This is a genomic window from Bradyrhizobium oligotrophicum (assembly GCF_051168495.1).
GTDB lineage: Bacteria > Pseudomonadota > Alphaproteobacteria > Rhizobiales > Xanthobacteraceae > Bradyrhizobium > Bradyrhizobium oligotrophicum_A.
In genome coordinates this window covers 607,575-619,903 of the sequence record NZ_JBNPVB010000001.1, presented here as the reverse complement: position 1 = coordinate 619,903, position 12,329 = coordinate 607,575, and the positions used below count along the sequence as shown (strand labels likewise).

The following is a 12,329-nucleotide window of genomic DNA, read 5'->3' as shown; positions in this document are numbered from 1 at the left end:
AGGTCGACTAGCCGAACCCGAAGCCCGGCGGCAGGCCGAGCTTGCCGGTGATCGCCTGCATCTTCTCCTGCATCGCGGCTTCTGCCTTGCGGCGCGCATCGCCATGCGCGGTCACCAGGAGGTCCTCCAGAATCTCGGCCTCCTCGGGCTTCAGCAGCGACGGATCGATCTTGATGCCCTTCACGTCCATCTTGGCGCTCATGCGAACGGCCACGAGGCCGCCGCCCGAGATGCCTTCGACCTCGATGTTACCGAGCTCTGCCTGCATCTCCTGCATCTTCGATTGCAGTTGGGCCGCCTGCTTCATCATGCCGAGAAAGTCAGCCATCGGAACACCTCATCATCTGCCTAGAAATCATCATCGCTATCGGACTCGTCAGGCGGCTCGACAGCACTGGCGTCCGATTCGGGCGGCTCGGGGGCGAGCCTGCGGACTTCGACGACCTTGGTGCCGGGGAACCGCGCCAGGATTTCCTGCACGCGCGGATCGGCCTCCGCCGCCGCCTCGCGCTCGCTCTTGGCGCGCAGGTTCAGCTCGCGCAAGGTCGGCTGTCCCGCCTCGTTGGAAACGATCACAGTCCAGCGCCGGCCCGTCCAGTCCTCGAGCTTGCGGCCGAGGTCCGAGACAAGCGAGCGCTGCGCCGTCCGTTCCAGCGCGATCTCCAACCGCCCCTCCTCGAAGCGGACGAGCCTGACGTCCATTTCGAGCGCGCTCTTGGTGATCAGGTCGCGATTCTTGCCGGCGAGCGCGACGAGCTCCTGGAAGCTCCCCAGCCGCAACGCGGGCTGCTCCTGTGCTGCCGGAGAGGGCTGCGACGACATCGCCTGCGGACGCATCCCGCCCCCCATTGCGGCGAGCGTCGGCCCTTGCGCGCGCGGCGCCTGCATGGGCGCCGACGCCATCGCCGGCGCTGCCCCCGCACTCATGCTGGGAGCAGGCGCCGGACGCGACGCCGCGCCGCTCGTGACGATCGGCGAGCCGCCGCCATTCTGCTCGATCATGCGGATGGCTTCATCCGGCGTCGGCAGATCGGCCGCGTAGGCGATGCGCACCAGCACCATCTCGGCGGCAGCGGCCGGCCGGGTCGCGCCTTGCGTCTCGGCGATGCCCTTGAGCAGCATCTGCCACATCCGCGACAGCACGCGCATCGACAGCTTGGTCGCGAAATCGCGCGCGCGCAGCCGCTCGGTCTCGCTGAAGGCGACGTTGTCGGCAGTGGCCGGCACGACCTTCACCCGGGTGACGAAGTTCACGAATTCGGCAAGGTCCGACAGCACCACCACGGGATCGGCGCCGACGTCGTACTGCTCGCGGAATTCCTTGAAGGCCGCCGCGATGTCGCCGCTGGCGAGATGATGGAACAGGTCGATGACGCGGGTGCGATCGGCCAGGCCCAGCATCTGCCGGACCTGGTCGGCGCGCACCTCGCCGGCGCTATGCGCAATCGCCTGGTCGAGCAGCGACAGCGAATCACGCACCGAGCCTTCGGCGGCACGCGCGATGATGCCGAGCGCCTCGGGTTCGATCGTCACGCCTTCCTTGGTCGCGATCCCGGCGAGATGCTTCATCAGCACGTCGGCCTCGACCCGACGCAGGTCGAAGCGCTGGCAGCGCGACAGCACCGTCACCGGAACTTTCCGGATCTCGGTGGTCGCGAACACGAACTTCGCGTGCTCCGGCGGCTCCTCCAGCGTCTTGAGGAAGGCATTGAATGCCGCCGTCGACAGCATGTGGACTTCGTCGATGATGTAGACCTTGTAGCGCGCGCTGGCCGGCGCATAGCGGACGCTGTCATTGATCTGGCGGACATCGTCGACGCCGGTGTGAGACGCGGCGTCCATCTCGAGGATGTCCATGTGCCGGCTTTCCATGATCGCCTGGCAATGGGTGCCGAGCACCGGCATGTGGATGGTCGGCCCCTTCACCGAGCCGTCGGGCAGCTCGTAGTTCAGGGCGCGCGCGAGGATGCGGGCGGTCGTGGTCTTGCCAACGCCGCGGACGCCGGTGAGAATCCAGGCCTGCGGAATACGGCCGGTCTCGAATGCGTTCGAGACGGTGCGCACCACGGCCTCCTGGCCGATCAGATCCGCAAAGCTGGAGGGACGGTATTTGCGCGCAAGCACCCGGTAAGGCTTGGCAGGAGCATCGGCGCTGTCGGGCGGAACAGGTGGGGCGCCAGCGTCAGTCATCGAGCGATCCGCAAGTGAAACATTCCAGGCCGGCATCGATCGCGATCGTCGACGCAATCAGCCTCGACGAAATCAACCGGAGTGCGGTCGAGCGCCCGCCTGCGCGGGGTCCCCGCCATCTGTGCGCGATTCGCTCGAGAAAACAGGTAGGAGACTGACGAGCGACCCGATCCGGACCTCGTTAGGGCTGCTTCCTTCCGGACCTGACCCGGTTGGCGAGTGGCTCGTCCACCGCCAATCTCCCGCTGCCTATTTGGGGCCAAACGGTCCGGAAAGCAAGCGCGAGCTTCGCCGGCCGGGCCCGCCAGCCCGCGGGCTTGTGCCGCAGCCTGGAAAGGCTTTAGGTGCCGTCACGCTCCCCCCGCACGACACCTGCCCGGAATACGCCGCATGCCCGAATCCGCCTGGTCGCTGCACCCGCAACTTGCGAAGGACACGATCGACATCGGCGACCTGCCGCTGTCGCGGGTGCTGGTCATCAAGGACGCCAACTATCCCTGGCTGCTGCTGGTGCCGCGGCGCGAGGGCGCGGTCGAGATCATCGATCTCGACGAGGTCGCCCAGGCACAATTGATGACCGAGATCACGCGGGTGTCGCGCGCCCTCAAGGACGTCACCGAATGCGACAAGCTCAACGTCGCCGCCCTCGGCAACATGGTGCCGCAACTGCATGTTCACATCATTGCCCGCCGAACCGGCGACGTGGCCTGGCCGCGTCCGGTGTGGGGCGTCGCCCCGCCTGTGCCGCACGATCCGCAGGAGGTTGCGCATTTCATCAGCGCCATCAGGCGCAAGATCTGGTTGGGGTAAGAGATGTCGCCATTCGACTTGTTTCCGCTGGGGCAGCCGGCGTTCGTCGGACACACGATTGACCGCGCGGCGCATTTGCGCTTCCATGACGACAAACTGATCGCCTTCGAAACCAAGCCGTCGACGCGGGCCTATCTGGTGCATCGCGATTCGCTGGTGCTGAAGCGCGACGGCGACCAGCTGCGGGCGCTGCTGTCGATCGACGAGGCGCTCGGCTTCGGCGCCAACCCGGGAACGATCTTTCTCGGCCTGCTCAATGGCGAGGCCGTGTTCGGCATGGGCATCGCGCCGGGCGCCGTCGAAAAGCTCGCCGGCCGCGAGGACGTCGCGGTCACCGAGCTGCGCGGCATGGCGATGCAGGGGGCGATCCCGGTGGACCAGCTGGCGACGATCGCCATGGCGAAGTCCATGGTGTCCTGGCATCAGCGCCACGGCTTCTGCGCCAATTGCGGCACCAAGACCGCGATGCGCGAGGGCGGCTGGAAGCGCGAATGCCCGAGCTGCAAGACCGAGCATTTCCCACGCACCGACCCGGTGGTGATCTCGCTCGTCGCCTCCGGCGACAAGTGCCTGCTCGGCCGCCAGAAGCAGTTTCCGGCCGGGATGTATTCATGCCTCGCCGGCTTCGTCGAAGCGGCCGAGACGATCGAGGACGCGGTCCGTCGCGAAGTGTTCGAGGAGTCCGGCATCCGTTGCACCGACGTCGCCTATTACATGACCCAGCCCTGGCCGTATCCGTCGTCGCTGATGATCGGCTGCAGCGCGCGGGCACTGAACGAGGACATCGTCATCGACCGCACCGAGCTGGAGGACGCGCGCTGGTTCAGCCGCGACGAGGCCCGGCAGATGCTGTTGCGGCAGCACCCGGACGGTCTGGCGGGGCCGCATCCATTTGCCATTGCCCATCATCTGGTCGGTCGCTGGTTGAAGGAGCCTGAGCAGAGGTAATTTGAAACCTCTTCTGGAGCACGCGCTGTCGTCATCAGGGCTGAACGGCCCTGAACGTCCCATTCTTGCCTTGGAACGATTTTCTCTGTATGAGGGTTTACGGACCTTTATATGGAACAAATTTCTCCATGACCGATGTCTCTGCCCAGGCCCCCGAGGGCAACCGCCGGCTCGACGCCATCGACCGCAAGATCCTGATGGTCCTGCAGGAGGACGCATCCTTGTCCGTCGCCGAGATCGGCGACCGGGTCGGCCTGTCGTCGACGCCATGCTGGAAGCGCATCCAGCGACTGGAGGCCGACGGCGTGATCCTGCGCCGGGTCGCGCTGGTCGACCAGAACAAGATCGGGCTCGGCATCTCCGTGTTCGTCTCGGTGGAGAGCGCCGACCATTCCGAGGCCTGGCTGCGGAAATTCGCCGAGGCGGTCAGCTCGATGCCCGAGGTGATGGAGTTCTACCGGATGGCCGGCGACGTCGACTACATGCTGCGCGTGGTCGTCGCGGACATGCAGAGCTATGACGTGTTCTACAAGAAGCTGATCAGCGCGGTTCCGCTCAAGAACGTCACCTCGCGCTTCGCGATGGAGAAGATCAAGTCGGTGACGGCGCTGCCGGTGCCGCCGGTCTGAGCTCGCCTCAGATCGTCTGGTTGTAGGCGCCGACCTCGGGATGGGTGCGCAGCACCGCATTGACCGCCTCGAACATGTCGTGCATGCGCCGTTCCGACACCGGGCTTTCGACCACGACCACGAGCTCGGGCTTGTTCGATGACGCCCGCACCAGACCCCAGCTGCCGTCCTCGACCGTGACGCGCACGCCATTCACCGTGACGAGATCGCGGATCGGCTGGCCCGCCACCTTGCCGCCCTGCTGCTGCAGGGCCTGAAAGTGCTTCACCACGGCATCGGCGACGCCGTATTTGACCTCGTCGGCACAATGCGGCGACATCGTCGGCGACGACCAGGTCTTCGGCAGCGCGTTCTTCAGGTCGGCCATCGACTTCTCAGGCGCGCGATCGAGCATCTCGCAGATCGCGATCGCCGACACCAGCCCATCGTCGTAGCCGCGGCCGAACGGCTTGTTGAAGAAGAAGTGGCCCGATTTCTCGAAGCCGGCGAGCGCGCCGAGCTCGTTGGTACGGCGCTTCATGTAGGAATGACCGGTCTTCCAATAGACGGTCCGCGCGCCTTGCGCCTGCAGCACCGGATCGGTCATGAACAGGCCGGTCGATTTCACGTCGACGACGAACTGCGCATCCTTGTGGATGGCCGACATGTCGCGCGCCAGCATCACGCCGACCTTGTCGGCGAAGATCTCCTCGCCGGTGTTGTCGACCACGCCGCAGCGGTCGCCGTCGCCATCGAAGCCGAGGCCGACATCGGCCTTGTGCGCGAGCACGGCATCGCGGATAGCGTGCAGCATCTCCATGTCTTCGGGATTGGGATTGTATTTCGGGAAGGTGTGATCGAGCTCGGTATCGAGCGGAATCACCTCGCAGCCGATCGCCTCCAGCACGTCAGGCGCGAACGCGCCGGCCGTGCCATTGCCGCAGGCGGCGACGACCTTCAGCCTGCGCTTCAGCTTGGGACGGCTGGTGAGATCGGCGATGTAGCGCGCCGGAAAATTCTCGTGGAACTGATAGGAGCCGCCGCCGGCGTTCTTGAACTCGGCGTTGAGCACGATCTCCTTCAGCCGGGTCATCTCTTCGGGGCCGAAGGTCAACGGCCGGTTGGCGCCCATCTTGACGCCGGTCCAGCCATTGTCGTTGTGCGAGGCGGTGACCATGGCGACGCAGGGCACGTCGAGATCGAACTGCGCGAAATAGGCCATGGGCGTCACGGCGAGGCCGATGTCGTGCACCTTGCAGCCGGCGGCCATCAGGCCCGAGATCAGCGCGTATTTGATGGAGGCGGAGTAGCCGCGGAAATCGTGGCCCGTCACGATCTCCTGCTTCACGCCGCGCTCGGCGATCAGCGCGCCCAGCCCCATGCCGAGCGCCTGCACCCCCATCAGGTTGATTTCCTGGTTGAACAGCCAGCGCGCGTCGTATTCGCGAAAGCCCGTCGGCTTCACCATCGGCTCGGATTCGAAGGCGTAGGTGTTGGGGACCAGGACCGGCTTCGGCTTGGGAAACATCAGGAGGGCCTCGGGAATATCACATCAATGGAAGAATGCGGTCGTGCGGTCGCACGACGTCTGGCGACCATGGCAGAAAGCAGATCAATGCAGGCAACAATCAGGCAGGACCGCCCCGTCCTCTGGACCACCGCACTTGCCGGTATAGGGGGGCCGTCGGGACACGGACCAAGATGCAGCTGCGGCCGCGGCCTACTGCTCCAGCACCATCTGGCCGTTGGCGTAGGCGAACCGCTTCAGCTTGGACAGGAACGACAGGCCGAGCAGGTTCTCCGACAGCGCCGAGTCGGGCAGCACCAGCGCATCGACGTCGCGCACCGTGAGCTCGCCGAGCTCGACCATCGCGAGCTTGGCCCGCGCCGCCTTCACGGTCCCGTTCGCCGTCGTCACGGTCGCGGTGTAATCGCCACGCGCCGGGCGCAGGCCGAAGCGGGCGGCGGAGGTTTCGTTCAGCGCGACCATCGAGGCGCCGGTATCGATCATGAAGCCGATGCGCTGGCCGTCGATGCGGCCGTCGGCCCGAAAATGACCGCGGCGGTCGGTCGGAATGCTGAGGCTGCGCTGGCCGGCGGCCGCGCTATCCACGGTCGCACTGCGAACGGACGTCGTGGCAGACGCCGGCGCCGGCGTCAGGCGATCGGCCAGTTGCGCCATGAAGGTGCCGAGGCCGACGAGAACGGCCGCGAAGATCATTATATTACGCATGACGCAACGCCCGACTTTACCCCGCAACCGACTTGAGCATGAAAGCCGCTGACGGGCGACTGAAGCGGTGCGGCTGCCGCCGCCATTTTGGCGAAAACGATGAGCGAAGCGTTAACGATGGCGATTCAAGCGGTATAATTCGCGTCGGTCAGGTCCCGCGCGGCTTCGCCCGCCGGGTCGGCGCCGCATGGGCAGGGTCCTCCGGCCAAGGATGGCGCGGGTAGCGGCCACGCAGGTCGGTGCGGACGGCGGCGTAGGAGCCGCGCCAGAAGCCGGGAAGATCGCGCGTCACCTGCACCGGCCGCTGCGCCGGCGACAGCAGTTCCAGCACCAGCGGCACCGCGCCCCGCGCGATCGAGGGATGGACGTTGAGCCCGAACAGCTCCTGCAGCCGCACCGCGATGGTCGGGCCCTGCTCCGCCTCGTAGTCGATCGCGAGCATGGTGCCAGTAGGTGCCTCGAAATGGGTGGGAGCTTCGCGATCGAGCCGGGCGCGCAGGTCCCAGGGCAGCAGCGCCATCACGGCGTCCGAGACGTCGCCGGGCGAGACCTCCTTGAGCGAGGTCTTGTCGGCCAGCAGCGGCACCAGCCAATCCTCGCGCCGCTCGGCTAGGCCCGCATCCGACAGGTCCGGCCAGCCGTCACCTTCCGCCTTGCGCAGGAACGTGACCCGGTCGCGCCACTGCTTGGCGGCCTTCGACCAGGGCAACCGGTCAAGCCCGGCGGCACAGATGCCATCGGCGAAGATGCGCGCCGTCTCCTCCGTCGGCGTCAGCGCGACCGGCGCATCGGCCATGGTGATCGCGTGCAGCTTGCGCCGGCGGCGCGCCCGCAGCGCCATCGCGTTGGGATCGAAGCTGACCTCGTCCCTGGCTTCGATATGAGCGGCGAAATGGCGCTCGATGTCGTCGATCGCGAGCGGCGCCGCCAGCAGGATGCGGCCGCTCGCGGCCGTCCCGGTCAGTTCGCCGACCGCGATATAGGGCACGCGTGCCAGCGACGAGGTCTGCTCGACCGCAGCGCCGCGGCCATTGGCGAGCACGAAACTGCCATTGCCGCGGTTGCGCGCCACCCTATCGGGGAAGGCGAACGCCAGCATCAGGCCGGTGGTCAGTTCCGCTCCCCCTTGCGGCGAGGACGAGGCGCCGACCTGCTGCGCCCAGCGCCGCGCCATGTCACGCGCACTCTGCGCCCGTTGCGAGCGATCGCGCCGGAACTGATCGAGTCGCACCTCGAGATCGACGCTGTCGCCGCCGAGGCCGCGCTCGGTCAGGATGGCCGCAATGTCGGCAGCCTGCGCGGCCGCGCCATGGTCAGCGGCATCGACGATCATCCGCGCGAGGCGCGGCGGCAGCGCCAGCGCCCGCAGCCGCCGGCCCTCGTCGGTCAGGCGGCCGTCGGAGTCGAGCGCGCCGAGTTCGTGCAGGAGATCACGCGCCTCCTTCCAGGCCGGCAGCGGCGGCGGGTCGAGGAAGCTCAGGCCTGCGGGATCGCTGACGCCCCATTGCGCGAGGTCGAGCACCAGCGAGGACAGGTCGGCGCTGAGGATTTCGGGCTGCGTATAGGCCGCGAGCGACGCCGTCTGCGGCTCGTCCCACAGCCGGTAGCAGACGCCGGGCTCGGTGCGGCCGGCGCGGCCACGGCGCTGATCGACGGCGGCGCGCGAGGCCCGCACCGTCTCCAGCCGGGTCAGCCCGATGTCCGGCTCGTAGCGCGGCACGCGGGCGAGGCCGGAATCGACCACGATCCGCACACCTTCAATGGTCAGCGAGGTCTCGGCGATCGAGGTCGCCAGCACCACCTTGCGGCTGCCCTTCGGCGCCGGCGAGATGGCGCGGTCCTGGACCGCGGCATCGAGCGCGCCGAACAGCGGCACGATCTCGATGGCCGCGTCATGGACGCGTTCGGCCAGCATGGTCTGGGTGCGCCTGATTTCGGCCGCGCCCGGCAGGAACGCCAGAACGGATCCTGCATCGGTGCGCAGCGCGCTCGCGATCGTCTCGGCCATCTGGCGCTCGACCGGCGCATCCGGCTTGCGGCCAACATAGCGCGTCTCGACCGGATAGGCCCGGCCTTCGCTCTCGACCACCGGCGCATCGCCGAGCAGCTTTGCGACCCTGGCGCCGTCGAGCGTCGCCGACATCACGAGGATGCGCAGATCCTCGCGCAGCCCCTGCTGTGCATCGCGCGCCAACGCCAGGCCGAGATCGGCATCGAGCGAGCGCTCGTGGAATTCGTCGAACAGCACGGCGGCGACGCCGGTCAACTCGGGGTCATCGAGGATCTGCCGCGTGAAGATGCCTTCGGTGACGACCTCGATGCGGGTCGCGCGCGAGATCTTCGAGCCGAAGCGGACGCGATAGCCGACGGTGTCGCCGGCGCGCTCGCCGAGCGACTTCGCCATCCGTTCGGCGCTGGCGCGGGCGGCGATGCGCCGCGGCTCAAGCACGATGATCTTCCTAGTCCCGACCCAGGACGCATCGCGCAGCGCCAAAGGCACCCGCGTCGTCTTGCCGGCGCCGGGCGGGGCCACCAGCACGGCGGTGTTGCTGCGTTCGAGCGTGCCGGACAGTTCGTCCAGCACGGCATCGATGGGGAGCGGCGTATCGAAGCGAAGGGGCAATATCCTAACCCGTCGTCAACCGCGAAAGCGGGTGACCCAATAGACGCAGATCTCGCGGATCACGAAGTTCGGGCGCCCTGGATACCCCGCCTGCGCGGGGGATGACAACAAGGTGTCAGCTTCCCTTCACGCCCGGCCGGCCCACGCTCTCATAGACGAAGCCGTGCGCGGCCATCTCCTCGGGCCGGTAGACATTGCGCAGGTCGACCACGACCGGATGGGCCATCACTTCCTTGAGCCGGTCAAGATCCATGGCGCGGTACTGCACCCATTCCGTCACCAGCACGATGGCGTCGGCCCCGGTCGCGCACTCATACGGATCATCGAAATAGGCGATCTCAGGCAGCTCCTTCTTGGCCTGCTCGATGCCGACCGGATCATGCGCGCGCACCTTGGCCCCCATGTCGAGCAGCCCGGTCACCAGCGGAATCGACGGCGCCTCGCGCATGTCGTCGGTCTCCGGCTTGAAGGTCAGGCCGAGCACCGCCACCGTCTTGCCCCGCAGGCTGCCGCCGACGGCGTGCGCCACCTTGCGCGCCATCGCGCGCTTGCGGTTGTCGTTGACGGCCAGCACCGATTCGACGATGCGCAGCTGCGTGTCGTAGTCCTGCGCGATCTTGATCAGCGCGCGCGTGTCCTTGGGAAAGCACGAGCCGCCGAAGCCCGGACCGGCATGCAGGAACTTCGAGCCGATGCGATTGTCCAGGCCGATGCCGCGCGCCACCTCCTGCACGTCGGCGCCGACCTTCTCGGCGAGATCGGCCACTTCGTTGATGAAGGTGATCTTGGTCGCGAGAAACGCGTTCGCGGCGTATTTGATCAGTTCGGCGGTGCGGCGCTCGGTGTACATCATCGGCGCCTGGTTCAACGACAGCGGGCGATAGACGTCGCCGAGCAGCTTTCGGCCACGCTCGTCCGAAGTGCCGACGACGATCCGGTCCGGCCATTTGAAGTCGCGGATCGCCGCACCTTCGCGGAGGAATTCCGGATTGGAGGCGACCACGACATCGACCTGCGGGTTGGTCTCGCGGATGATGCGCTCGACCTCGTCACCGGTGCCGACCGGCACCGTCGACTTGGTCACGACAACAGTGAAGCCCGTCAGCGACGCCGCGATCTCGCGCGCGGCGGCATAGACGTAAGTCAGGTCGGCATGGCCGTCGCCGCGCCGTGACGGCGTGCCGACCGCGATGAAGACGGCGTCCGCTTCGGCCACCGGCTGCTTCAGATCGGTGGTGAAATCGAGCCGCCTGGCCTTCACATTGGCCGCGACCAGCGCATCCAGCCCGGGCTCGAAAATCGGGATTTCTCCACGATGCAGCGCGGCGATCTTGCTGTGGTCCTTGTCCACGCAGGTCACCTGGTGGCCGAAATCGGCGAAGCAGGCACCGGACACGAGGCCCACATAGCCCGTGCCGATCATCGCAATGCGCATGAAAACCCATCCTTCATGGTTAATGCTCCCGCCTCTTAAAGCATTTGCGGGTCAAGGGGAATTTAGAAAACGGCATGACGTTTGAATGACAAACAAGGAGTATTAAGGGCTGTGCACGACAATGCGGCAGCTTCGCGCCAAAGGGGGACAGCATGACCGCAAATGGCACGCCGCGGGCCGTCGGAGCCGAGGCGCGGATCGACTGGGTCGACTACGCCAAAGGTATCTGCATCATCATGGTGGTGATGATGCACTCGGTGCTCGGAGTCGAACAGGCGGCCGGCGAGACCGGCTTCATGCATGCCGTCGTCGCCTTCGCCAAGCCGTTCCGGATGCCGGACTTCTTCCTGATCTCGGGCCTGTTCCTGCCGCTCGTGATCGACCGCGACTGGCGCACCTATCTCGACCGCAAGGTCGTGCATTTCGCCTATTTCTACGTGCTGTGGGTGACGATCCAGTTCGGCTTCAAGGCGCCGGGCTTTGCCGCGGCCGGCGGCTGGCCGCACGCGGGCTATCTCTATCTCGAATCCTTCATCGAGCCGTTCGGCACGCTCTGGTTCATCTACCTGCTGCCGATCTTCTTCGTCGTCATCAAGCTGACACGCAAGGCGCCGGCCCCCGTGATCTGGGGCATCGCCGCGGGCCTCGAATGGTCGCACATCGTCACCGGCTGGACCGTGATCGACGAGTTCTGCGCCCGCTTCGTCTACATCTACTCGGGCTATCTGTTCGCAACCTCGATCTTCGCGCTGTCGGATCGCGCGCGGGCACAGCCCATGCTCGCCATCGTGGGCCTGCTTGCCTGGGCCGTCATGAACCAAGGGCTCGTGACTCTCGGCCTCAGCGAATGGCCGGTGATCTCGCTCCTGCTGGGCTATGCCGGTGCAGTCGCGATCATCATCGCCGGCACCCTGCTGGCGCGCGCGCAGCTTCTCAATGCGCTGCGCTTCTGCGGCGAACATTCGATCGTGATCTATCTCGCCTTCTTCCTGCCGATGGCGGCGACCCGCACGGTGCTGCTCAAGACCGGCGTAATCGCGGACATCGGCACGATCTCCCTGCTGGTCACGATCGCCGGCGTGCTCGGCGCGCTCGTCATCTGGCGCCTCGCGCTCCGCGTCGGCGCCCGCTTCCTGTTCGAACGCCCGATCGCATTCTGGATCGCCCCGCCGAAGCCGAAGGCCGTGTTGCAGCCGGCGGAGTAGCCACACCCACGGTGTCGTCCCGGGCGAAGACCCGGGACCCATAACCACCGTCTTCCGCTTAAGGCACGCTGTGGCTCCAGCCTGCCGCCTCATCACCGCTGCGGAGTATGGATCCCGGGTCGGCGCCCCGCCGCCGCTTCGCGCCGTCGGGGCTTGCCCGGGACGACAGCAAGAATTGTGGCACCGGCTCAACGAACGACGGCCGCCGATTTGCGTGGGGAACGCTCCCGATTCTGCCGTTCCGAGGGTGTCAATCCGGCCCAAATTCCCTACATTG

Annotated in this window: 10 protein-coding genes and 1 other RNA gene; 4 read left to right on the top strand and 7 right to left on the bottom strand. The window is 66.7% G+C overall.

Annotated features, from left to right (window positions below):
* Positions 1 to 7: 7 nt before the first annotated feature.
* The 3 genes from ACQR1B_RS02660 to ffs all read right to left on the bottom strand — a co-directional run bounded on the left by ACQR1B_RS02660 (position 8) and on the right by ffs (position 2,433).
* Entirely contained in the window at positions 8 to 328 is a 321-nt protein-coding gene (locus ACQR1B_RS02660; RefSeq protein WP_434831372.1) for a YbaB/EbfC family nucleoid-associated protein, read from the bottom strand.
* A gap of 20 nt (positions 329 to 348) precedes the next feature.
* Positions 349 to 2,190: a DNA polymerase III subunit gamma/tau gene (locus ACQR1B_RS02655; protein WP_434831373.1), complete on the bottom strand. Its 1,842-nt coding sequence runs from the start codon at positions 2,188 to 2,190 to the stop codon at positions 349 to 351.
* 146 nt (positions 2,191 to 2,336) lie between these two features.
* An RNA gene (gene ffs / locus ACQR1B_RS02650) (signal recognition particle sRNA small type) lies at positions 2,337 to 2,433 on the bottom strand.
* Positions 2,434 to 2,580: 147 nt separating this feature from the next.
* Here ffs and ACQR1B_RS02645 point away from each other — a divergent pair.
* The 3 genes from ACQR1B_RS02645 (at position 2,581) to ACQR1B_RS02635 (ending at position 4,577) form a co-directional block, all read left to right on the top strand.
* On the top strand, positions 2,581 to 3,000 hold the full coding sequence (locus ACQR1B_RS02645) for an HIT family protein (protein WP_434831374.1): 420 nt from the start codon (positions 2,581 to 2,583) through the stop codon (positions 2,998 to 3,000).
* Positions 3,001 to 3,003: 3 nt separating this feature from the next.
* Positions 3,004 to 3,948, top strand: a complete 945-nt coding sequence (gene nudC, locus ACQR1B_RS02640) for an NAD(+) diphosphatase (protein ID WP_434831375.1) — start codon at positions 3,004 to 3,006, stop codon at positions 3,946 to 3,948.
* Between the two features lie 128 nt (positions 3,949 to 4,076).
* The gene (locus tag ACQR1B_RS02635) at positions 4,077 to 4,577 is read left to right on the top strand and encodes an Lrp/AsnC family transcriptional regulator (protein ID WP_434831376.1); all 501 of its coding nucleotides are present in this window, start codon (positions 4,077 to 4,079) and stop codon (positions 4,575 to 4,577) included.
* Positions 4,578 to 4,584: 7 nt separating this feature from the next.
* Here the strand turns inward: ACQR1B_RS02635 and ACQR1B_RS02630 are convergent, their stop codons facing one another.
* From ACQR1B_RS02630 to ACQR1B_RS02615, 4 genes are all read right to left on the bottom strand, one after another.
* Positions 4,585 to 6,084 (bottom strand): phosphomannomutase/phosphoglucomutase, encoded by a 1,500-nt coding sequence (locus tag ACQR1B_RS02630; protein ID WP_434831377.1) that lies wholly within the window; start codon positions 6,082 to 6,084, stop codon positions 4,585 to 4,587.
* Between the two features lie 192 nt (positions 6,085 to 6,276).
* Complete coding sequence (locus ACQR1B_RS02625; RefSeq protein WP_434831607.1) at positions 6,277 to 6,777, bottom strand: TIGR02281 family clan AA aspartic protease; 501 nt, start codon at positions 6,775 to 6,777, stop codon at positions 6,277 to 6,279.
* A gap of 160 nt (positions 6,778 to 6,937) precedes the next feature.
* Positions 6,938 to 9,412 (bottom strand): ATP-dependent helicase HrpB, encoded by a 2,475-nt coding sequence (hrpB, locus tag ACQR1B_RS02620; RefSeq protein ID WP_434831378.1) that lies wholly within the window; start codon positions 9,410 to 9,412, stop codon positions 6,938 to 6,940.
* Between the two features lie 115 nt (positions 9,413 to 9,527).
* Positions 9,528 to 10,847, bottom strand: a complete 1,320-nt coding sequence (locus ACQR1B_RS02615) for a UDP-glucose dehydrogenase family protein (protein ID WP_434831379.1) — start codon at positions 10,845 to 10,847, stop codon at positions 9,528 to 9,530.
* Positions 10,848 to 10,999: 152 nt separating this feature from the next.
* On the opposite strand from ACQR1B_RS02615, the gene ACQR1B_RS02610 reads away from it, so the two are divergent.
* Positions 11,000 to 12,052 carry an acyltransferase family protein gene (locus tag ACQR1B_RS02610; RefSeq protein ID WP_434831380.1) on the top strand — a complete coding sequence of 351 codons (1,053 nt, stop codon included), beginning with the start codon at positions 11,000 to 11,002 and terminating at the stop codon, positions 12,050 to 12,052.
* The last annotated feature ends 277 nt before the right edge of the window (positions 12,053 to 12,329 follow it).